Origin of the sequence: Burkholderia cepacia (assembly GCF_001039005.1) — a bacterium.
Lineage (GTDB): Bacteria > Pseudomonadota > Gammaproteobacteria > Burkholderiales > Burkholderiaceae > Burkholderia > Burkholderia theae.
In genome coordinates, this window is record NZ_LDWR01000046.1 from 204,443 (window position 1) to 225,186 (window position 20,744).

General features: G+C 69.0%; 17 protein-coding genes and 1 riboswitch. Of the genes, 11 read left to right on the forward strand and 6 right to left on the reverse strand.

Annotated elements, in window-relative coordinates; genetic code table 11:
* The first annotated feature begins 7 nt into the window (after positions 1 to 7).
* Positions 8 to 259, forward strand: coding sequence for a formate dehydrogenase subunit delta (locus VL15_RS26840; protein ID WP_048249644.1), 252 nt, complete (start codon positions 8 to 10; stop codon positions 257 to 259).
* Positions 260 to 267: 8 nt separating this feature from the next.
* Here VL15_RS26840 and VL15_RS26845 read toward each other — a convergent pair whose 3' ends face one another.
* Positions 268 to 1,914, reverse strand: coding sequence for an FAD-dependent monooxygenase (locus VL15_RS26845; RefSeq protein ID WP_048249646.1), 1,647 nt, complete (start codon positions 1,912 to 1,914; stop codon positions 268 to 270).
* 130 nt (positions 1,915 to 2,044) lie between these two features.
* Here VL15_RS26845 and VL15_RS26850 point away from each other — a divergent pair, with 130 nt between their 5' ends.
* Positions 2,045 to 3,883: a tetratricopeptide repeat protein gene (locus tag VL15_RS26850; protein WP_419188698.1), complete on the forward strand. Its 1,839-nt coding sequence runs from the start codon at positions 2,045 to 2,047 to the stop codon at positions 3,881 to 3,883.
* A gap of 83 nt (positions 3,884 to 3,966) precedes the next feature.
* On the opposite strand, the gene VL15_RS26855 is transcribed toward VL15_RS26850, so the two are convergent.
* Complete coding sequence (locus VL15_RS26855; RefSeq protein WP_048249731.1) at positions 3,967 to 5,262, reverse strand: MFS transporter; 1,296 nt, start codon at positions 5,260 to 5,262, stop codon at positions 3,967 to 3,969.
* Between the two features lie 20 nt (positions 5,263 to 5,282).
* On the opposite strand from VL15_RS26855, the gene VL15_RS26860 reads away from it, so the two are divergent.
* Positions 5,283 to 6,560 carry a hypothetical protein gene (locus VL15_RS26860; protein ID WP_329955966.1) on the forward strand — a complete coding sequence of 426 codons (1,278 nt, stop codon included), beginning with the start codon at positions 5,283 to 5,285 and terminating at the stop codon, positions 6,558 to 6,560.
* A gap of 75 nt (positions 6,561 to 6,635) precedes the next feature.
* On the opposite strand, the gene VL15_RS26865 is transcribed toward VL15_RS26860, so the two are convergent.
* Positions 6,636 to 7,334, reverse strand: a complete 699-nt coding sequence (locus VL15_RS26865; protein ID WP_048249650.1) for a DUF2968 domain-containing protein — start codon at positions 7,332 to 7,334, stop codon at positions 6,636 to 6,638.
* Positions 7,335 to 7,449: 115 nt separating this feature from the next.
* Entirely contained in the window at positions 7,450 to 8,625 is a 1,176-nt protein-coding gene (locus VL15_RS26870) for a gamma-glutamyl-gamma-aminobutyrate hydrolase family protein (RefSeq protein ID WP_048249651.1), read from the reverse strand.
* A 280-nt stretch (positions 8,626 to 8,905) separates the two neighbouring features.
* On the opposite strand from VL15_RS26870, the gene VL15_RS26875 reads away from it, so the two are divergent.
* The 5 genes from VL15_RS26875 (at position 8,906) to VL15_RS26895 (ending at position 14,310) form a co-directional block, all read left to right on the forward strand.
* Entirely contained in the window at positions 8,906 to 9,586 is a 681-nt protein-coding gene (locus VL15_RS26875; RefSeq protein WP_048249652.1) for a GntR family transcriptional regulator, read from the forward strand.
* Positions 9,587 to 9,593: 7 nt separating this feature from the next.
* Entirely contained in the window at positions 9,594 to 10,970 is a 1,377-nt protein-coding gene (locus VL15_RS26880) for an amidase (protein WP_048249653.1), read from the forward strand.
* A 138-nt stretch (positions 10,971 to 11,108) separates the two neighbouring features.
* The gene (locus tag VL15_RS26885; RefSeq protein ID WP_048249655.1) at positions 11,109 to 11,621 is read left to right on the forward strand and encodes a disulfide bond formation protein B; all 513 of its coding nucleotides are present in this window, start codon (positions 11,109 to 11,111) and stop codon (positions 11,619 to 11,621) included.
* A gap of 640 nt (positions 11,622 to 12,261) precedes the next feature.
* Positions 12,262 to 13,266: a xanthine dehydrogenase accessory protein XdhC gene (xdhC, locus tag VL15_RS26890; protein ID WP_048249656.1), complete on the forward strand. Its 1,005-nt coding sequence runs from the start codon at positions 12,262 to 12,264 to the stop codon at positions 13,264 to 13,266.
* Between the two features lie 18 nt (positions 13,267 to 13,284).
* Complete coding sequence (locus VL15_RS26895) at positions 13,285 to 14,310, forward strand: adenosine deaminase (protein ID WP_048249658.1); 1,026 nt, start codon at positions 13,285 to 13,287, stop codon at positions 14,308 to 14,310.
* 32 nt (positions 14,311 to 14,342) lie between these two features.
* Here VL15_RS26895 and VL15_RS42150 read toward each other — a convergent pair whose 3' ends face one another.
* Entirely contained in the window at positions 14,343 to 14,648 is a 306-nt protein-coding gene (locus VL15_RS42150; protein WP_048249659.1) for a hypothetical protein, read from the reverse strand.
* 66 nt (positions 14,649 to 14,714) lie between these two features.
* Here VL15_RS42150 and guaD point away from each other — a divergent pair, with 66 nt between their 5' ends.
* Both guaD and VL15_RS26910 read left to right on the forward strand, forming a co-directional pair.
* Positions 14,715 to 16,031, forward strand: coding sequence for a guanine deaminase (guaD, locus tag VL15_RS26905; RefSeq protein WP_048249661.1), 1,317 nt, complete (start codon positions 14,715 to 14,717; stop codon positions 16,029 to 16,031).
* Positions 16,032 to 16,193: 162 nt separating this feature from the next.
* A riboswitch (yybP-ykoY riboswitch) is annotated at positions 16,194 to 16,331 on the forward strand.
* A gap of 78 nt (positions 16,332 to 16,409) precedes the next feature.
* Entirely contained in the window at positions 16,410 to 16,982 is a 573-nt protein-coding gene (locus tag VL15_RS26910) for a TMEM165/GDT1 family protein (protein WP_048249662.1), read from the forward strand.
* Positions 16,983 to 17,034: 52 nt separating this feature from the next.
* On the opposite strand, the gene VL15_RS26915 is transcribed toward VL15_RS26910, so the two are convergent.
* Positions 17,035 to 17,733 (reverse strand): DUF4136 domain-containing protein, encoded by a 699-nt coding sequence (locus tag VL15_RS26915; protein ID WP_048249663.1) that lies wholly within the window; start codon positions 17,731 to 17,733, stop codon positions 17,035 to 17,037.
* 186 nt (positions 17,734 to 17,919) lie between these two features.
* Here VL15_RS26915 and pepN point away from each other — a divergent pair, with 186 nt between their 5' ends.
* Positions 17,920 to 20,613, forward strand: coding sequence for an aminopeptidase N (gene pepN / locus VL15_RS26920; protein WP_048249664.1), 2,694 nt, complete (start codon positions 17,920 to 17,922; stop codon positions 20,611 to 20,613).
* Positions 20,614 to 20,744 lie beyond the last annotated feature (131 nt).

Below are 20,744 nucleotides of genomic sequence, written 5' to 3' on the forward strand. Positions count from 1 at the left end.
GGATGCGATGGACAACGGACACCTGATCGACATGGCCAACCAGATCGGCGCATTCTTCGAATCGATGCCCGATCGCGACGAAGCGCTGACCGGCATCGCCGAACATATCCGGCGCTTCTGGGAGCCGCGGATGCGCCGCGCGTTTCTCGCGGCACTCGACGATCCGTCGAACGAAGCCGCACAACGCGCGGCGCCGATCGTGCGCGACGCGATCGCCGCGCACCGCGCGTCGCTCGTGCCCGTCGCGGCGAGCGCCTGACCGCGCCGCTACGCGGGCGGCGACATGCCCGCGAACCAGTTTTCGCAGTGGCGCAGTAATGCGTTCGCGTCGGTCGCCGTACGCCCGCGCGCGGCGACGTAGCCGTCGGGTCGCAACAGGTAGAACGACGGCCGCGAGCGGCCGTACACCTGTGCAAGCCCCGCCGTACCGTCGCCTTCGGCATCGGTGACGCGCCACTCGCGCACCGCATCCGGCATGATCCGCTCGAGCCCCTGCACGAGCGCCTGCGCATCGGCCTCCATCGGCGGCGCCTCGCCGGCATCGGCAGTCACCGGCTCCTCGAGCAGCAGCAGCGTGAAGCTCGCCGGATCGTGCAGGTCGTATAACCGCGCCGTTCCGGGCGCCTGACCGAGCGGCCCGTCGATCACGTGCACGAGCGCATCGGGTGCCCGCTCGCCGGCACGCGGGCCGCCGTCGAGCACGCGCTCCAGCGTGAGCGGACTCTTCCGGTACTGCACGCCGAGCTCACTGACCGACCGCCGCACCGCGTCGCGCATCGGCCCGAACGATGCCAGCAGCGGCACGACATGATCGCGCAGCAGCTTCATCGCGCCGCGATCGGCTTCGACGATCTGCGTGACAAGAGTGGTCTGCCGCAACACTTCGCGCTCGATCGGATGGCGCTCCGCGTGATACGTGTCGAGCAGCCGCTCGGACGTACCTGCGCCAAGCACGCGCGCGAGCTTCCAGCCGAGATTGAACGCTTCCTGAATGCCGGTGTTCATGCCCTGCGCGCCGGCCGGGCTGTGGACGTGCGCGGCGTCGCCCGCGAAGAACACGCGGCCGTGCCGCAGCCGATCGACCATCCGGCTGTGCAGGTGAAAGTAGGACGACCACGCGAGATCGCTCGGCGAGATCGACGCACCGGCACGCGCACGCACGATCGCGTCGCACTCCGCGAGCGACGGGGCCGGTGCATCGGGCGACGCGTCGCTGCCGGGCGGCCGGTCGGCCACGAGCCGGTAACGGCCGCCTCCCATCGGAAACAGGCCCGCAATACCTTCGGGTGTGGTGAACAGGTGGATCTCTTCGTCCGGCCAGTCGGGTATCGCCGCGAAATCGGCGAGCAGGAAAGTCTGTTCGAACGCATGCCCGGCAAAACCCAGGCCGAGCAGATGCCTGACCGTGCTGTGCGCGCCGTCGGCAGCGATCAGGTACGACGGCGCGAACGACTCGTCGCGCCCGTCGGCGCCACGGAGCGACACGTCGAGCGATGTGCCGCCGCCCGCGCACGCGGTCAGCGTCGTGCCGCGCTCGACCGTCACGCCGAGCCGGGCCAGGTGCTCGGCGAGCAGGCGCTCGGTGACGCTCTGGTCGAGAAACAGCAGATACGGATAGCGCGTTTGCAACGGATCGAAATCGAGCCGCGCGATCACGCGGCCGTCGGCATGCAGCGTGGCCGCATGCGCGCGATGGCCGAGCGCGAGAAACGGTTCGACCGCGCGATGCTGTTCTAGCAGTTCGAGCGTGCGTGCCTGGATGCCGATCGCGCGCGAATACGGCGCGGGCGCGGCGAGCCGATCGATGATGCGCACCGGCACACGGGCCCGCGCGAGGCTCATCGCCGCGGCAAGACCGGTCGGCCCCGCGCCGACGATCAGCACGGGCGGGATATCAGGCAGGGTGTCAGTCATGAGAACCTCGATGACACGCGACCCTGCAAGTCTACGCCGCTCCGCGTGACGGGGCCATATGCCGACCGGCCGATACGCGGCGCCGGCGCGCTGTGTGGGAAAATACGCGTTTTCCGCCAGCTTTCGCGTCATGGAATCCGCATTCGACCGAGCATACGCCGCACACCGCGCGGGCCGGCTTGCCGACGCCGAGCACGGCTATCGCGCCGCGCTCGACGTCAACCCCGCCGACGCCGACGCGCTGCACCTGTTCGGCGTGCTTCGGCACCAGCAGGGCCAGCACGCCGAAGCGGCCGATCTCGTCGGCCGCGCCGTCGCGCTGCGTCCGGGCGACGCCGCGCTGCAGCTCAATCTCGGCAACGCGCTGAAAGCGCTCGGTCGCCTCGACGAAGCAATCGATCGCTTTCGCAACGCGCTCACGCTCGCGCCCGAATTTCCGCTCGCGCACTACAACCTCGGCAACGCGTATGCGGCGCTGCAGCGCCACGACGATGCGATCGATGCGTTCGGCCGCGCGCTCCGGCTCACGCCCGATGACGCGTCGATCCACAACAATCTCGGCAACGCGCTGAATGCGCTCGGCCGCCACGACGACGCGCTCGCCGCTTTCCGTCGCGCGCTCGAGCTGCGGCCCGGGCATGCGGGCGCGCACAACAACCTCGCGATGGCGTTGAGCGCGATGGGCCGCGCCGACGACGCGATCGCGCACTTCCAGGCCGCGATCGCCGCGCAGCCGCGCTTCGTCGCCGCGCATTTCAATCTCGGCAACACGTTCGATGCGGTCGGCCGGCACGTCGAAGCGGCCACCGCGTTCGAAGCCGCACTCGCGCTGCATCCGCCGTTTCCGCTCGCGCTGTTCGGGCTCGCGAACGCACTGTGCGCGCAAGCGCGCCACCGCGACGCGCTGCCCTACTACGAGCGCGCCGTCGGCCTCGATCCGTCGTTCAGCCTGGCCTGGCTGAACCTCGGCAACGCGCATCACGCGCTCTGCGCGCACGAGATGGCGCTGCGCGCATTCGACCAGGCGCTGCGCGTCGCGCCCGATCTCACGCTCGCACGGCTGCACCGCGCGGTCACGCTGCTGACGCTCGGCGACTTCACGCGCGGCCTGCCCGCGTACGAAGCGCGCCACGAGACGCCGGGCGCGACACCGCTCGGCACACTGCCGCGCTGGCAAGGCGAGCCGATCGCGTCACGCACGCTGCTGATCCGCGCGGAACAGGGCTTCGGCGACACGCTACAGTTCGTCCGCTTCGTGCCGCTTGCCCGCGCACGCTGCGCGCGCGTCGTGCTCGAAGTCCAGCCGGAACTCGTCCCGCTGCTGGCACCGGCCGCGTCACGCTGGCGCGTGACGCTCGTCGCACAGGGTGCCGCAAAGCCGCCCGATGCGGATGTCGCCTGCACGCTGATGAGCCTGCCGTTCCTGCTCGGGCTTCAACCGGACGACATCGTCGGCGGCTCGCGCTACCTCGACGCCCCCGAAGGCGCCCGCCGGCGCTTTCGCGGCTCGCTCGGCGGGCAATCGAAGCGCAAGTTCGGCCTCGCGTGGTCCGGGCGCCGGCAGGCGCAGGAAAACCGCTCGATGCCGTTCGACGCGCTCGCGCCGCTGCTCGCGCTGCCGGACATCGACTGGATCGTGCTGCAGCCCGCGCTCGACGACGACGAACGCGCGCGCGTCGACGCGCATCCGCGCGTACATCGCCTCGACGGACGGCTGAACGACTTTGCCGACACAGCCGCGCTGATCGAGCGGCTCGACGGCGTCGTCACGATCGATACGGCGGTCGCGCACCTCGCGGGCGCGCTCGGCAAGCCGCTGTGGGTCATGCTGCCGTTCGCGCCCGACTGGCGCTGGTTCACCGGCGACGACTGCCCGTGGTATCCGCACGCGAGGATCGCCCGCCAGCCCGCGCCGGGACAATGGCTCGACGTGGCGGCCGCGGTCGCCGGCGCACTGCGCGAAGCCTGAACGCAGACGAAAAAAGGGAGCGCGGCGCGCTCCCTTTTCAATGTGATGCACGCGGCCGGCGCCGCGCGATGTGCGGGTGCCTGTCAGGCCGCCTTGTACTGATTGCGCGCCTCAGGCGTGCGATACAGCACGAGCGTCGCGATCAGCCCGCAAATCGCGGCGACGCTCAGCCACAGCCCCGGCGCCGCCTTGTTGCCCGTCTCGTGAATCAGCAGCGTCGAGATCGCCGGCGTGAAGCCGCCGATCGTCGTTGCCAGGCTGTACGCGAGCGAGAAGCCTGCCGTGCGCACGTCGGACGGCATCACCTCGGTCAGCGCCACGACCATCGCGCCGTTGTACGACCCGTACAGGAACGACAGCCACAGCTCGACCGCGAGCAGCCGCAGGAACGACGGATCGCCGACGAGCCACAGCACGACCGGGTAAGCCGTCAGGAGCGTGAGCACTGTGAATGTGATCAATACCGGGCGACGACCGATGCGATCGGACAACGCGCCGGACAGCGGCAGCCACACGAGGTTGGAGATCCCCACGCAGACCGTCACGACGAGCGCGTCGAGCGACGACAGGTGCAGCACTTCCTTGCCGAAGGTCGGCGTATAGGCGGTGATCAAGTAGAACGACACCGTCGTCATGATCACCATCCCCATGCCGGCGACCACGATGCCCCAGTTGTCGAGCATCGAGCGCATGATCTCGCCCATCGTCGGACGATGACGCTTCGCGAGGAACTCGTCGGTCTCCTTCAGCGAACGACGGATCAGGAACAGGAACGGCACGATCAGACAGCCGATCAGGAACGGAATGCGCCAGCCCCACGCGGTCATCTCCTCGGCCGGCAGCGCACGGTTCAACAGCACGCCGACGAACGCGGCGAACACGACGGCCACTTGCTGGCTGCCCGACTGCCACGATGTATAGAACCCCTTGTGGCCCTTCGTCGCGATCTCAGACAGGTAGACCGACACGCCGCCGAGTTCGACGCCCGCGGAAAAGCCCTGCAGCAGCCGGCCGAGCAGCACGAGCGCCGGCGCAAGCACGCCGATCGTCGCGTAACCGGGCACCGCGGCCACCGTGAGCGTGCCGAGCGCCATCAGCCCGAGCGTCAGGATCAGCCCCTTGCGGCGGCCGTGATGGTCGATGTACGCGCCGAGCACGATCGCGCCGACCGGTCGCATCAGGAAGCCCGCGCCGAACACCGACAGCGACAGCATCAGCGACGCGAATGCGTTACCGCTCGGAAAGTAGGTTTTCGCGATGGCCGACGCGTAATACCCGTAGACCATGAAGTCGTACATTTCCAGGAAGTTGCCGCTGACGACCCGGAACACGGTGCGGAATTTCGATTCCTGCGCGATGGCGTGTGACGCTGTGGACATGTTTTTCTCGCTCAGCTCGGATGGCGCGAATCCGCGCCGCATGGATCCGACGATGCCCTTGCGCGCCGGCCCTGATCGGTGCGCACGGGCATCGCTGCCCGCCGGCGGCACGCCGCGCAACGACGCGCGCACCGACATGGTTCGCGAATGATGCCACGCCAAGCCGACATTTGCCTTGTGCCGCCCCCGCGGTTGCCGTCGCGGCATTCGACTCGTACGAGTCGTCCGAAAACGCAAGCAAAAATCAGATTGATCTGATCGACCGACCTGCGCCGGCTGACCACAATGTCACGATTTGCGACGACACTCCGCGCCGCGCCGGCACGGTCACCCGTATCGCACGACATACCGCCCTCATGACCCCATCGCCCCTCGTCCCCGTCGAAGGCGCGCTCGCCCGCCCTCGCGCCGCTCCGCTCGATCGCGTACCGCCGTTCGGCCGCGAATGGACCTTTCGCGGCGCGCCCGGTGCGCGGCCCGACAAGCATTGCCTCGCGACACTGACGACGTCCTGCATCGACGTCGACAGACCGCACCGCGCATGCCGCTGGCAGCCGCTGCCGGTGGCGACGGCCGCGCCGACTTCGGCCAGGTCGCCGGTTGCGCACGAAACCGCGGCGGCCGGCCTGCACTCCCGACGTAACGCCAACGGCGCTCGCGACCGGCGTGCGATGTACGCAACCTGCTGGAGTATCGGCGCGCTCGGCATCATCGGCTGGCTGATTGCCGCGTATGAATCGCCCGCGGGTTTCGGGCCTGCGAACGCGATTCATACGGCTACCGTTGCGCCGGATCACGCCACGTCATCGACCGGCACCGTGCGGGTCGCCGCGGTTCATCCGGGTACGTCGACGAATGCAACGCCGTCGCGCACGGTGGCGACCCCGGTCGCGAAAATAGCCGAAGCATCGTCGGCCACGCACGGTGCCGCACGTCGTCCGCCATCGCATCATCCGAAGGCAACGTCCGACGTGCAGCGCACCGCCGCTGCGTCGCCGCATCGGACAAACGGCGAACGCACGACGACAGCACCGGCCCGGACCGCGACCGTGTCGCACCTGGCCGCACGTCCGCCGATCCAACGCGATGCGGCCAACACTCGCACACGCGATCGGCTCCCCCCGCCACCACGCACAACAGACACGCTCGACGATCCGCTCACGCTGATCGCAATGGCAAGCGCGCTGGGCGCCATCCAGCCTGCCCGCGCGGCGCACGCGCCCGCCGCCGGTTTCGACTGGACGTCGCAACTGTCCCACCGCCGCGTGACCGACACGCCGGACGCGTTCGCGCGCTGACGACCGCCCAATAAAAAACCCGGCGAAGATCGCTTCGCCGGGTTTCGTTCGTCTGTGCGTCCGTCTGACGAATCGTTACTTGTGCGCGGGCAGCCCCGTCTCGGTCTGCTTCTCGAGTTGCCGCACCTGCTCCTGCAGATCGCGCAACTGCAGCTGCGCGGCCCGCTTCTCGACCTGCAGCGCCTGCGTCTGCTCCTGCGCCGACCGTTGCCGCTGCGCGACTTCGGCCTGCTGGCTGCGCGCGACGCTCAGGTCGGCCTGCAACTGCTGCGCACGATTCGCCTGCAGCGCGATCACGCGTTCGAGAAACGCCTTCTGCGCCTGCAGCTCGGTACGGCGAATTTCGATATCGGCGAGCTGCACGGTTTGCTGGACGAAGTTCGCGTACACCATCTCCGCGCGGTTCTTCTCCTGCGATCGGATTACGCGCCACAGATTCTTGTCCTGGAACAGCGCGACGTAGTACGTCATCTCGCGCGGATCGAACATCAGGCTCGCACCGTAGCTGCCGTTGTATGTCGTGCGCATTTCGACGATCCGGCCGTCGTGCAGCATCTGCGTCAGCTCGGCGACATTGCCTTGCACGGTGGCGTCCGTCGCGGCCGCGGCGGACGCAGCTCGAGACGCATCACCACTCAGGCTCGTCACCGCCGGACGCGTACCGGCAACCGGCGCGGTCGCGTCGGCGGACCAGGCCGCACCTGCTTGCGTGCAGGTGGCCAGTGCAACGATCCACGTTGCGCATCGTGCAGGGGAAAAGTTTCGGAAAGCCAACGTCAGACTCCGGCGAACGAATCGGAACTCGCGATTATCGTTCAAAACCAAAAGGCCGCATCTCGAATTTATCGGGATGCGGCCGGCCGTCGAGCGATGTAAAAAATCCGGCTTTCTACAGGCGAGTTTCGCGTGCCGCGCGCAGGAATGCATCGAGCAGCGGCGTGCAGTCGAGCAGCTCCGAGCCGCCCGCCCGATGGAACTCGGGGTGCCATTGCACGCCGACGACGAACGGCGAACGGCGATGGCGGATGCCCTCGATGATCCCGTCGCCGGCCGACACGGCCTCGATGTTCAGATCGCGGCCGAGATCGCGGATCGCCTGATGATGGATCGAGTTGACGATCGCTTCGCTGCGCCCGGGAAACATGTTCGCGAGCGTCGACGAATCGGGGAAGCGGATCGCGTGACGATGCTGGTCGTAATGCTCGCTCACGTGCACGTTCGCGGTCGGCACGTCGGTCGCGATGTCCTGATACAGCGAGCCGCCGAACGCGACGTTGATCAGCTGGCAACCGCGACACACGCCAAGGACAGGTTTGCCGGACTCGACGAACTCGTGCAGCAGCTCGAGTTCGTACATGTCGCGCACACGATCGCCCGGCCATTCGGGGCGCGCGTCCGACGCCGCGTAGGTTTGCGGCGACACGTCGGCGCCGCCTTGCAGCAGCAGGCCGTCGAGATGCTTCGCGTAGTCGCGCAGGCGGATGTTGCTCGGGTGAATCATGCCCTGGTGGCCGACGGTCGGAATCATGAACACGAGCACGTCACGCGACATCACCCAGTGTGCGATCGATTCCTCGAGATACTGCAGCGTCTTGCCTCGCAGCCCCTTCGCGCCCGGTTCCGGATGGAAGATCCGCGCCGACACGCCGATGCGCAGCGTGCGCTGCGTGATGCGCTGGCCCGCGCGGTCGAACCACCGGCGCGCACGCGCGGCCACGATCCGGCCGAACACCGACCACGGCGTGTCGCTCTGCTTCAGGTACGCCGGCGGCGCATTCTGCGCGCTCGCGGGCGGCGGCCGCGGCGTATCGAAATCGGGCGGCGCGCCGAAGCCGGGCGGCGGCGCGCCAGGCTTCGGCGGCACGGCGCCGGCGGCGTTCGTCGAACCCGGGGCGCCCGGCTCGGACGCGGCCGTGACCGGCGACGCGCCGTCTACAGCAACGTTCTGCGCGGCGGCCTGTGCTGCCGGCGCATCGGGCGCTTTCGCCGGATCGGAACGGAGGGAATCGGAAGAAACGGAAGAGTTGCCGGGCAGACCGGCCGGGGAAGGCGTGTTTTCGCTCATGACGATGGTCTGGTACGTCGCTCACGCGTATGGATAGACGAGGATTCATTATGCTTCAGTGCACGATCGCGCGGTAAACCTGCAACATCCTGTCGATATTGTTGCAAGCCGGTGGCAAACCGCACCGGGGAGCGTCCCGGTTCGCGTGCGGACGACACCGATGCTCCATCGTCCGCACTGGACACCAGTGATATATCACAATAATATCCAGCCATCGTCCACGCTTCCCGATCGCCCGCGCCATGATCGCGCCCCATCCGGCCGCCGCGCCGCAACCCGCATGAATGCGCTGACCGACGTCATCCGTGACCGGCCCGCCGCGCCGGCGGCGAGTCTCGCCGACCGCGCCTATGCGCTGATCCAGCGCGACATCATCACGATGCGCCTGAAGCCGGGCGCCGCGCTCAACGAAGCCGACCTCGTCGCGCGCACGGGAATCGGCCGCACGCCGGTGCACCAGGCCGTCCATCGGCTCGTGCTCGAAGGGCTGCTGTCCGTGATGCCGCGCAAGGGATTGATGGTGCAGCCGCTGTCGCTCGACGACATCGTCGCGGTAATCGACGTGCGGCGCATCAACGAAGCGCACTGCGCCGAACTCGCCGCGCGCCATGCGACGCCCGACGATCTCGCGCGCATGGCCGCGCTGCTCGACGACGGACAGGCCTGCGTCGATACGCACGACGTCGAGGGCATGATGGAGCTCGACCGTGCGTTTCATCAGGCGATTGCCGCGGCCGCGCGCAATGCGGTCCTTGCCGAGATCCTCCGCGCGCTGCACGAGCGCTCGCTGCGCTTCTGGTTCGTCACGCTGTCCGAACCGCACCATCTCGCCGACGTCCAGCACGAGCATCGCGAGCTGTTCGAACGGCTCGCCGCACGCGACGCCGCCGGCGCGCGCGCGGCCGTCGAAGGCCATATCGATTCGTTCCGCTCCACGCTTCTTCAACATCTTCGCCCCTGAGCCGCCCATGACCACTTTCACGCCCTTCCCCCCGCTCGCCCGGCTCGCCGCCGACCTCGCCGCCGGCCGGACCACGAGCCGCGCGCTCGTCGACACCGCGCTCGACCGGATCGCCGATCCTTCTGGCCAGGGCGCCGCCGTCTTCACCCAGGTCGATGCCGACAACGCGCGCGCGGCCGCCGACGCGCACGACCGGCTGCGCGCCGCGGGCACCGTGCTGTCGCCGCTCGCGGGCATCCCCGTGTCGGTCAAGGATCTGTTCGACGTCGCGGGCCAGGTGACGCGCGCGGGTTCGCGCGTGCTCGACGGCGCGCCGGCCGCGCGCACCGATGCGGTCGCCGTCGCGCGGCTCAAGCGCGCGGGCGCGGTGCTGGTCGGCCGCACGAACATGAGCGAGTTCGCGTTCTCGGGGCTCGGGCTGAATCCGCACTTCGGCAATCCGCGCTCGCCGTACCACCGCGACGTGCCGGGCGATGCGCGGATTTCCGGCGGCTCGTCGTCCGGCGCGGCCGCGTCGGTCGCCGACGGGATGGCCGCCGTCGCGCTCGGCACCGACACGGGCGGCTCGATCCGCATTCCAGCCGCGCTGTGCGGGCTGACGGGCTTCAAGCCGACCGCGAGTCGGATCCCGACGCAAGGCGGCGTGCCGCTGTCGACCACGCTCGACTCGTTCGGCCCGATCGGCCTGACGGTCGCCTGCTGCGCACTGGTCGACCGGATGCTCGCGGGTCTCGAACCGCACGTGCCGGCCTCACGGCCGCTCGAAGGCGTGCGGCTCGGCGTGCTGACGAACCACGTGACGGACGGCGTCGATGCCGACGTCGCGGCCGCGCTCGACACCGCGCTGAAGCATCTCGAAGCCGCCGGCGCGATCGTCACGGAAGTGCGCTTCCCCGCGCTCGACCGGCTGCCGGACATCAACCGCTTCGGCTTCTCGCCGATCGAGGCGTACGCGTGGCATCGCCCGCTGCTCGCGCAGCATCGCGACCAGTACGACCCGCGTGTGCTCACGCGGATCCTGAAGGGCGAACCCGCGAGCGCGGCCGACTATCTCGATCTGCTTGCCGCGCGCGCCGCGATGCTCGACGAAGCCGCGCACACGGTCTGGTCGCGCTTCGATGCGCTCGTCGCGCCGACGGTGCCGGTCGTGCCGCCGCGCATCGCCGAACTCGAAGCGGACGACGCCGCGTTCACGCGCACCAATGCGCTGATCCTGCGCAACCCGAGCGCGTTCAACTTCCTCGACGCATGCGCATTGTCGCTGCCGTGCCATCCGCGCGACGCGGCGCCGGTCGGCCTGATGCTCGCGGCAGCACCACATCGCGACGACGCGCTGCTCGCGATCGGCCAGGCGGTCGAGGCCGTGCTGAACACGATCCGCTGACCGCGTAGACCGACCGTCGGCGGGCAGTACGCGCGGTGCGGCAGGGTGCCGCACACGCGCTGTCAGTTTCGTGCCAGACCGTTCGCGCTAAAATCGCGCGATTGTTTTCCGGACCGACCCACGAGGAACCTCGCCGACATGAACGACTACACGCTTGCGCTACGCCGCGAACGCCGCCTGCTGATGCTGCTCGGATGGGTGTGCATCGCCCTGCTGGCCGGTGCGCTGTACCTGCAGTACGTGAAGAACGAAGATCCGTGCCCGCTGTGCATCATCCAGCGTTATTTCTTCGCCGCGATCGGGATCTTCGCGTTCCTGGCCGCCGGGATACGCAACTGGCGCGTCATCTGGGTGCTCGAGCTGCTGATCGCGGTCGCCGCGGCCGGCGGCGTCGGCACGGCCGCGCGGCACCTGTCGATCCAGATGAATCCGGGCTTCAGCTGCGGCTTCGACACGCTGCAGCCGATCGTCGACAGCCTGCCGCCCGCACAGTGGTTCCCCGGCATGTTCAAGGTCGCCGGGCTGTGCGAGACCGTCTACCCGCCGATCTTCGGCATCCTGCTGCCCGGCTGGGCGCTGATCGGCTTCGCCGCGATCCTGCTTGCCGTCGTCGCCAGCCTCTGGCGCCATCGCCGCAAGCTCGCGGCCTGACCGACCGGCTGCTATCGCGGCCTCAGGCGCGCGCGGCCCGATCGACCGGGTCGCGCGCCGCCGGTTTGCCATCATGCGGCTCTGACTGACGCTTCTGCCGGTCACGCATAGCCGGCCGCAACTGACCGGCCGCGTGTAAACACCTACTCCGCCGCCGCCCGGATTTCCGGGCGAACGCGCGTCGCGCGACTTTCGCGCTCACGCCCCGTCACGCCTGCGTTTCGGCCCGATGTGCACGCATCGGCGCCCCGATACCGCGCGACGGGCCTATGATCGACATGATCGCCTCCTGATAGCCCGGATCACCGCCCGGCAATGTTCCCGCCGTATTGCGGTGCTATCTTCGCGACTGGATGGCGATCTACGTGCGCGAGGCCAGGCGGTCTCACCACCCCTGCGTAACGCGCGCCCGATCCGCAATGTCGAGTGAATTCATCATGACAACGCAAACCATCCGCATCCGTCACCCTCATGGCGTCCGCGCGACCGGCGGCGCCGTTCGCGCGCGCCGTCAGTGCGCTGCCGCCGCACCGCATCAGCCGTGCGGCCGGCCTGCCCCGCTCCCGTCCGTCCTCGTTGCCGCGGCGCCCGCCAGCCCGCGCCGCGTGTCGTGCCGCGTTTTGCCGAACGGAGCGTGCTGATGGAAGCCTGGCTCGGCGATCTGCAGCAACTGCTCGCGCACGGCGAAGCGGCCGTGCTCGTGACGGTCGCGCATACCGACGGCTCCGCGCCGCGCGAAGCCGGCACCAAGATGCTGGTCACGCGCGACACGGCGCGCCATACGATCGGCGGCGGTCATCTGGAATGGAAGGCGATCGAGATCGCGCGGCATCTGCTGAAGGATGGCGCGCACGTACCCCACGCGCGCAAGCTCGAGCGGCTCGCGCTCGGCCCGAGCCTCGGCCAGTGCTGCGGCGGCGCGGTCGTGCTCGCGTTCGAGCGGCTCGACGTCGGCGATCTCGGCTGGATCATGTCGCTGGCGAAACGTGTCGCGGCCGGCGCCGCGACCGTGCGTAGCGTATCATTCGGCCCCTCGCCGGGCGCACCGCTGCTGAGCGAGCCCGAATCGCCGGCCGCGCGTGCCGACTGCCTGCTGTGGGAAACCGGCGGCGTGTCGCTGATGACCGAAACGATCGCGCCGTATGCGTTCCCCGTCATGCTGTTCGGCGCCGGGCACATCGGCACCGCGCTCGTGAAGGTGCTGGCGACGCTGCCGTGCCACGTGCGTTGGATCGACGGCGCCGATGCGGTGTTCCCGCCGGCGCAAGCGCTCGCCGGCATCGGCAACCTCGCGATCGACGCGGCCGCTGCCCCGGCCGACGCGGTCGACGCGGCGCCGCCGCAGTCCTACTTCGTCGTGATGACGCACGACCACGCACTCGATTTCGTGCTGGCCGAGCGCATCCTGCGGCGCGGCGACTATGCGTACTTCGGGATGACCGGCTCGCACGCGAAACGCGTGCAGTTCGATCATCGCCTCGCGGCCATCGGCATCGACCCGGCCCAGGTCGCGCGGATGCGCTGCCCGATCGGTGTCGAAGGCATCATCGACAAGGCGCCCGAAGTGATCGCGATCTCGGTGGCTGCGCAATTGCTGCAGGCCGTCGAGGCGAACGCGCCCGCGCAGGCTTCCCCTACCCACTGACCGACCAAGAACGACGCCATGACCCCGACATTCAAGGACAAGATTGCCCGCGCGCCGAAAGCGGAGCTGCATATCCATATCGAAGGCTCGCTCGAGCCCGAACTGATTTTCGCGCTCGCGCAGCGCAACGGCGTGAAGCTCGCGTACGACTCGATCGACGCGCTGCGCGCCGCCTACGCGTTCACCGACCTGCAGTCGTTCCTCGACATCTATTACGCAGGCGCGAGCGTGTTGCTGACCGAGCAGGATTTCTACGACATGACGGCCGCGTACTGCGAACGCGCGCTCGCCGACCACGTCGTCCACACCGAACTGTTCTTCGACCCGCAGACACACACCGAGCGCGGCGTGCCGATCGAGACGGTCGTCGCGGGCATCGAGCGCGCACTCGCCGATGCCGAACAGCGCGGGCTGTCGAGCAAACTGATTCTGTGCTTCCTGCGCCACCTGTCCGAAGAGGACGCGCTCGCGACGTTCGAATCCGCGTTGCCGCTGTTCGAGCGCTATCTCCACCGGCTGATCGGCGTGGGCCTCGACTCGTCCGAGCTCGGCCATCCGCCGACGAAGTTCGCACGCGTGTTCGAGAAGGCGCGCGCGCTCGGGCTGAAGCTCGTCGCGCATGCGGGCGAGGAAGGCCCGCCCGCCTACATCTACGAAGCGCTCGACGTGCTGAAGGTCGACCGGATCGACCACGGCGTGCGCAGCATCGAGGACGCGGCACTCGTCGAACGCCTCGCCAGGACGCGCACGGCGCTCACCGTCTGCCCGCTGTCGAACCTGAAGCTGTGCGTGTTCGACGACATGGCGAAGCACACGCTGAAGGCGCTGCTCGAGCGCGGCGTCGCGGTGACGATCAACTCCGACGATCCGGCGTATTTCGGCGGCTACGTCAATGAAAACTACTTCGCGACGGCCGAAGGGCTGCGCCTCACGGATGCCGAAGTCCATGCGGTGATCCGCAACGGCTTCGAGGCGTCGTTCATCGACCCGGCGCAGCGCGACGCACTGTACGCGCGCCTCGACGCGTACTGGCAGGCCGCGTGACGGCCGGCATCGAGGCGCGCTAGACAGATGAATCACGGCAACGGCATCCGCTTCGCGACAACCGGTTCGGCCATGCGCCGGGCCGATCGCAAGCGTGCGCCCGGCGCGAACGCATGCGGCGCGATCGTCGCCTGCCCGCGCGTGCCGTCGCGGCTTGCCGTTCCGTGCGCCGCCGCACCGGTCGCGATCGCGATTGTTGCGAGGTTCGCCGGCAACCACGCGATGGCGGCTTCGGCCGCCACGAACGCCCGCGCAATCGCATCCGGCCGTGTCGCACACCGTGCGCCGCGGCCGCTCGCGAAGCGCCGTCCCGCCCCCGCGCGGACGGCGTCATCCATGCCGTCGCCCGCGCGGCGTCGATCGCTTTCTTCTGTTCGCCTTACCTTGATGCAGGACCATTCGTCATGACGCAAACCGCTTTTCGTTCCCAACTGCTGACCTTCAACGGCGACCCGGCACAATCGAGCCAGGCCGCGAACTACGAGACCGACGGCCTCCTGATCGTCGACGACGGCAAGGTCGTCGCGGCCGGCCCGTATGCGCAGCTCGCCGCGACGCTCGCGCGCGACGCGATCGTCCATGACCTGCGCGACAAGCTGATCGTGCCCGGCTTCATCGACACGCACATCCACTATCCGCAGACGGACATGATCGCGTCGCCGGCGCCGGGCCTGCTGCCGTGGCTGGACAAGTACACGTTCCCGACCGAGCGCCAGTTCGGCGATCCCGAGCATGCGCGCGAAGTCGCCGACTTCTTCGTCGACGAACTGCTCGCCTGCGGCACGACCAGCGCGCTCGTCTACTGCACGGTGCACAAGCAGTCGGCCGACGCGCTGTTCGCGGCGAGCGACGCGCGCGACCTGCGGATGATCGCCGGCAAGGTGCTGATGGACCGCAACTGCCCCGAATTCCTGCGCGACACCGCGCAATCGGGGTATGACGACAGCGCCGAGCTGATCGACCGCTGGCACGGCAAGGGCCGCCAGATGTACGCGCTGACGCCGCGCTTCGCGCCGACGTCGACCGAGGCGCAGCTCGAGGCGTGCGGCGAACTCGCGCGCCGCCATCCGGACGTGTTCGTGCAGAGCCACGTCGCGGAAAACGTCGACGAGGTGAAATGGGTGGCCGAGCTGTTCCCCGGTCATCGCAGCTATCTCGACATCTACGACCGTTACGGGCTGCTGCGTCCGCGCGCGGTGTACGGCCACTGCATCCACCTCGACAATGAGGACCGCCGCCGGATGGCCGAGACGCGCACCGTCGTCGCGCACTGCCCGACGTCGAACTTCTTCCTCGGCAGCGGGCTGTTCGATTTCGACAAGGCCGGCGAATACGACGTGCCCGTCACGCTCGCCACCGACGTCGGCGGCGGCACGTCGTTCTCGATGCTGCAGACGATGAACGAGGCGCACAAGGTCGCGCGGCTGTCGGGCCACCACCTGACCGCCACGCGGATGTTCTGGCTCGCGACGGCCGGCGCCGCGCAGGCACTCGACCTCGCCGACACGGTCGGCACGCTCGCGCCGCGCACCGAGGCCGACTTCGTCGTGCTCGATCCGCAGGCCACGCCGCTGCTCGCGCGCCGCACAAAACGCGCGGATTCGCTCGAGGAATTGCTGTTCGCGTTCGCGCTGCTCGGCGACGACCGCGCGGTGTACCGCACCTACGCGGCCGGCGAGCTCGTCCACGAGCGCGGCGCCGCACGCCGCGCCACCGCGTAACACGTCACTGCGCGCCGGGGCGCTCGTCCCGGCAGGCGCGGCGGCACACCCGTCACCGCGCATGCCGGGCAGCGCGCAGCCTGCCACGCGCCGATCGCGCCCCGCCTCTTCGCACGGCGCTACCCGGCACGCTTTCGCGCGCATCGCGCACCGTGCTAGAATTCGCCCCTCATTGGGGAGTAGCCGCTCCGCTCGATGTCCCGCGCCCCCGGCGCGCATCGTGACGGAGGCGTCCGTCAACAGACTTGGCCATTTGGCCATGGCGGGCGCAGCCACCTAGGCCTGGCGAGACCGATGGTTCACAGTGCGCCGCATCAGGGCCCGGCGCACCGTGGATCGTCGCTCGCACGCACAACATCGGCCCGCGGAACCCCATACGTGTCCCAAGCCTTCCTGATCTCCACCGGCGCCGTCGCCCTCGCTGAAATCGGCGACAAGACCCAACTGCTTTCCCTCGTACTGGCCGCGCGCTATCGCAAGCCGGTGCCGATCATCCTCGGCGTGCTCGTCGCGACGCTCGTCAACCACGGTTTCGCAGGCGCGCTCGGCGAATGGCTCGGCGTGCTCGTCACGCCGTCGATCATGCGCTGGGCGCTTGCGTTCTCGTTCATCGCGATGGGGTTGTGGATCCTCGTGCCGGACAAGCTCGATGCCGACGAAGCGAATGCCAACCGTTCGCGGCTCGGCGTGTTCGGCGCGACCCTCGTGGCGTTCTTCCTCGCGGAAATGGGCGACAAGACGCAGATCGCGACCGTCGCGCTTGCCGCGCGCTTCCAGGACTACATCGGTGTCGTGGCCGGTACGACGTTCGGGATGATGCTCGCGAACGTGCCCGCGATCCTGCTCGGCGACCGCTTCGCGCACCGTCTGCCGACGAAGCTCGTGCACGGGATCGCGGCCGTGCTGTTCGTCGTGCTCGGCGCACTGGCGCTGCTGGGCATCGGGGCCTGACGAACGGAGGTGGCCGGCGCGGCCGGGCGGCCGCGCCGAGGCAAACGCCGCGTTATTTCGCGACGGCCGCGCCCGAAGCCGGCGCAGCCGGCACCGCACGCTCGTTGGCGGACGGCGCCGCCGGCCCGCCGCGCTTGTCGACCGGCAGCCGGACCGAGCGGACCGCACCGTTCGACAGCGGGAAATCGGCGAGCGCGCTGCGCGCGAGGAACGGCATCGCGTACAGCAGCGTGCCGTTGTCGCCGGTCGTGCGTGCGGTCACGTTGTAGACCTCCTTGCCCGTCGCGCGCTCGGTGATGCGGATGCCGAGCGTGTAATCGAACACCTGGTACGTCTGCGCGACATAGCCGGCCGGCATCGGCCCCCAGGGCCCCCACGGGCCCCACGGCCCGCGCCCCCAGTACGGCCCGGGCGCGAACCACGGGTCGTAATAGACCGGCTGCGGCACCGTCACGAGATCGCTGCCGACCGCATAGGTCAGCCCGACCAGATACCGTGCCTGCGCCTGCGGGACCTGCCGGAACGCATACGCGGACAGCTCGTTCGCGACGATCGGCTCGTAGGTCGACTGCTCGATGCTGTTCTTCTGCGCATCGGTGCGCGTGAATGCATAGGTGCGTGTCGCGTCGCTGCCGCTCCAGTCGGAGAAGGCCGTGACCTGGGTCGTCACGTAGCTGGTGCAGCCCGTCAGCAGCGCCACGCACAGCGCCGCCGCCCAGCCCGCACCGCGAAAAATCCATTCGCGTTTCATGTTGATCCTCGTCGATCCGTCACCCGTTGGTCGCACCGCGCGAACCGGACGGGATGCCGATAATACGCGGACTCCCGGAACCGGTAAAAAGTTCGCACGGCAAGCAGCCGCAAGCCTTTGTACAATGGCCCGGTTCGCCCGGCCCGTGCCGCGGGCCCGTCCCCCACTCCACCGATCTCGACGACCATGTCCGACAACGCTTCCTCCACCGTGATCCGCCGCGCCGACTACACGCCGCCGGCCTTCCTCATCGACTCCGTCGCGCTCGAATTCGATCTCGCGCCGGCCCGCACGATCGTCAGGAATACGATGCGCGTGCGCCGCAACCCGGACGCCGCACCCGCGCCGCACCTGGAGCTGTTGGGCGAAGCGCTCGAATTCGTCGGCGCATGGCTGGATGGCGCGCCGCATGGCGCCGTGCGCGCACACGAGCACGGGCTGACCGTCGAGAACGTCCCCGATGCATTCGAACTGACGCTCGAAAGCGCCTGCGCACCCGACCAGAATACGACGCTGTCGGGCCTCTACGTGTCGAGCGGCAACTTCTTCACGCAGTGCGAAGCCGAAGGCTTCCGCCGCATCACCTACTTCCTCGACCGCCCGGACGTGATGGCGTCGTACACGGTGACGCTGCGCGCCGACAAGGCCGCGTACCCGGTGCTGCTGTCGAACGGCAACCTCGTCGACTCGGGCGACCTGCCCGACGGCCGCCACTTCGCGACATGGGAAGACCCGTTCCGCAAGCCGAGCTACCTGTTCGCGCTCGTCGCGGGCAAGCTCGTCGCGATCGAGGAGAAGATCACAACCGGCTCGGGCAAGGAAAAACTGCTGCAGGTGTGGGTCGAGCCGGCCGATCTCGACAAGACGCGTCACGCGATGGATTCGCTGATCCACTCGATCCGCTGGGACGAGAAGCGTTTCGGCCTCGAACTCGATCTCGACCGCTTCATGATCGTCGCGGTCGGCGACTTCAACATGGGCGCGATGGAGAACAAGGGGCTCAACATCTTCAACACGAAGTACGTGCTGGCGAACCCCGAGACCGCGACCGACACCGACTTCGCGAACATCGAATCGGTGGTCGGCCACGAGTACTTCCACAACTGGACGGGCAACCGCGTGACCTGCCGCGACTGGTTCCAGCTGAGCCTGAAGGAAGGCCTGACGGTGTTCCGCGACCAGGAATTCTCGGCCGACATGGCCGCGGGCGACGAGGTCGAATCGGCAGCCCGTGCGGTCAAGCGCATCGAGGACGTGCGCGTGCTGCGCCAGTTGCAGTTCGCCGAGGACGCGGGCCCGATGGCACACCCGGTGCGCCCGGAAAGCTACGTCGAGATCAACAACTTCTACACGATGACCGTCTATGAGAAAGGCTCGGAAGTCGTGCGGATGTACCAGACGCTGTTCGGCCGCGACGGCTTCCGCAAGGGGATGGACCTGTACTTCAAGCGCCACGACGGCCATGCGGTGACCTGCGACGACTTCCGTCACGCGATGGCCGACGCGAACGGCCGCGACCTCGCGCAGTTCGAGCGCTGGTACAGCCAGGCCGGCACGCCGCGCGTGACGGTGAAGACCGCGTACGACGCGGCCGCGCGCCGCTATACGGTCACGCTCTCGCAGGGTTACGGCGACGCGTCATCGGCCGCGCGCGAAACGCAGCAGGGGCCGCTGCTGATTCCGTTTGCGATCGGCCTGATCGGCCGCGACGGCCGCGACCTGCCGCTGCGTCTCGACGGCGAAGCCGCTGCAGCGGGCACGACGCGCGTGCTCGACTTCACCGATACCGAGCAGACCTTCACGTTCGTCGACGTGCCGGAACAACCGCTGCCGTCGCTGCTGCGCAACTTCTCGTCGCCGGTGATCGTCGAGTACGACTACAGCGACGACGATCTCGCGTTCCTGCTCGCGCACGACAGCGATCCGTTCAACCGCTGGGAGGCCGGCCAGCGCCTCGCGACGCGCGCGCTGCTGACGCTCGCCGCACGCGCCGCCGCGAACGAACCGCTCACGCTCGGCGCGAACTTCGTCGCCGCGTTCCGCCGCGTACTGACCGACGCGACGCTGTCGCCGGCGTTCCGCGAACTCGCGCTGACGCTGCCGTCGGAAACCTATCTCGCGGACCAGATGGCCGAGGCCGACCCGGCCGCCGTGCATCGCGCACGCCTGTTCGTGCGCCGCCAGCTCGCGACCGCGCTGCGCGCCGACTGGCTCGCCGCCTACGAACAGCACCAGACGCCCGGTGCATACGAGCCGACGCCGGAGGCCTCCGGCCGCCGCGCGCTGAAGAACCTCGCGCTCGCGTATCTCGCCGAACTCGACGACCCGGCCGATGCCGTGCGCCTCGCGACCGCGCAGTACGACGCGGCGAACAACATGACCGATCGCGCGGCTGCGCTCGGCGCGCTGCTGTCCGCGGCGGCCGCGGGCGGGAACGGGTCGGCCGAGCATGCGCTCGACGACTTCTATCGTCGCTTCGAGAAGGAAGCGCTCGTGATCGACAAGTGGTTCGCGATGCAGGCTGCGCAACGCGGCACGCCCGCGCAGCCGACGCTCGCGAAGGTTCGCAAGCTGCTCGCGCACCCCGCGTTCAACCTGAAGAACCCGAACCGCGCGCGCTCGCTGATCTTCAGCTTCTGCGCGGCCAACCCCGCGCAATTCCACGCGGCGGACGGCTCGGGTTACGCGTTCTGGGCCGAACAGGTGCTCGCGCTCGACGCGATCAACCCGCAGGTCGCGGCGCGCCTCGCCCGCTCGCTCGAACTGTGGCGCCGCTACACGCCTGCCCTGCGCGACCGGATGCGCGAAGCGCTCGAGCAGGTCGCCGCCGGCGCGAAATCGCGTGACGTGCGCGAGATCGTCGAGAAGGCGCTCGCATAACGCAATCGACCGCATCGCGCACGCGCGATACAGCCGGCGCCGCCTGTCGCGGCGCCGGCTTTTTTATTGCACGAATGCAACCGACACCGGGGCCGATCGCGGGGTCCGACCGCACGGTTGGCCGCCGCGGC

What these genes read in the sequence shown, in the direction of transcription:
- VL15_RS26840 (WP_048249644.1), top strand. Translation starts at nt 8, where the DNA reads ATGGACAACGGACACCTGATCGACATGGCCAACCAGATCGGCGCATTC.
- VL15_RS26845 (WP_048249646.1), bottom strand. Translation starts at nt 1,914, where the DNA reads ATGACTGACACCCTGCCTGATATCCCGCCCGTGCTGATCGTCGGCGCG.
- VL15_RS26850 (WP_419188698.1), top strand. Translation starts at nt 2,045, where the DNA reads ATGGAATCCGCATTCGACCGAGCATACGCCGCACACCGCGCGGGCCGG.
- VL15_RS26855 (WP_048249731.1), bottom strand. Translation starts at nt 5,262, where the DNA reads ATGTCCACAGCGTCACACGCCATCGCGCAGGAATCGAAATTCCGCACC.
- VL15_RS26860 (WP_329955966.1), top strand. Translation starts at nt 5,283, where the DNA reads ATGGCGCGAATCCGCGCCGCATGGATCCGACGATGCCCTTGCGCGCCG.
- VL15_RS26870 (WP_048249651.1), bottom strand. Translation starts at nt 8,625, where the DNA reads ATGAGCGAAAACACGCCTTCCCCGGCCGGTCTGCCCGGCAACTCTTCC.
- VL15_RS26875 (WP_048249652.1), top strand. Translation starts at nt 8,906, where the DNA reads ATGAATGCGCTGACCGACGTCATCCGTGACCGGCCCGCCGCGCCGGCG.
- VL15_RS26880 (WP_048249653.1), top strand. Translation starts at nt 9,594, where the DNA reads ATGACCACTTTCACGCCCTTCCCCCCGCTCGCCCGGCTCGCCGCCGAC.
- VL15_RS26885 (WP_048249655.1), top strand. Translation starts at nt 11,109, where the DNA reads ATGAACGACTACACGCTTGCGCTACGCCGCGAACGCCGCCTGCTGATG.
- xdhC (WP_048249656.1), top strand. Translation starts at nt 12,262, where the DNA reads ATGGAAGCCTGGCTCGGCGATCTGCAGCAACTGCTCGCGCACGGCGAA.
- VL15_RS26895 (WP_048249658.1), top strand. Translation starts at nt 13,285, where the DNA reads ATGACCCCGACATTCAAGGACAAGATTGCCCGCGCGCCGAAAGCGGAG.
- VL15_RS42150 (WP_048249659.1), bottom strand. Translation starts at nt 14,648, where the DNA reads ATGGATGACGCCGTCCGCGCGGGGGCGGGACGGCGCTTCGCGAGCGGC.
- guaD (WP_048249661.1), top strand. Translation starts at nt 14,715, where the DNA reads ATGACGCAAACCGCTTTTCGTTCCCAACTGCTGACCTTCAACGGCGAC.
- VL15_RS26915 (WP_048249663.1), bottom strand. Translation starts at nt 17,733, where the DNA reads ATGAAACGCGAATGGATTTTTCGCGGTGCGGGCTGGGCGGCGGCGCTG.
- pepN (WP_048249664.1), top strand. Translation starts at nt 17,920, where the DNA reads ATGTCCGACAACGCTTCCTCCACCGTGATCCGCCGCGCCGACTACACG.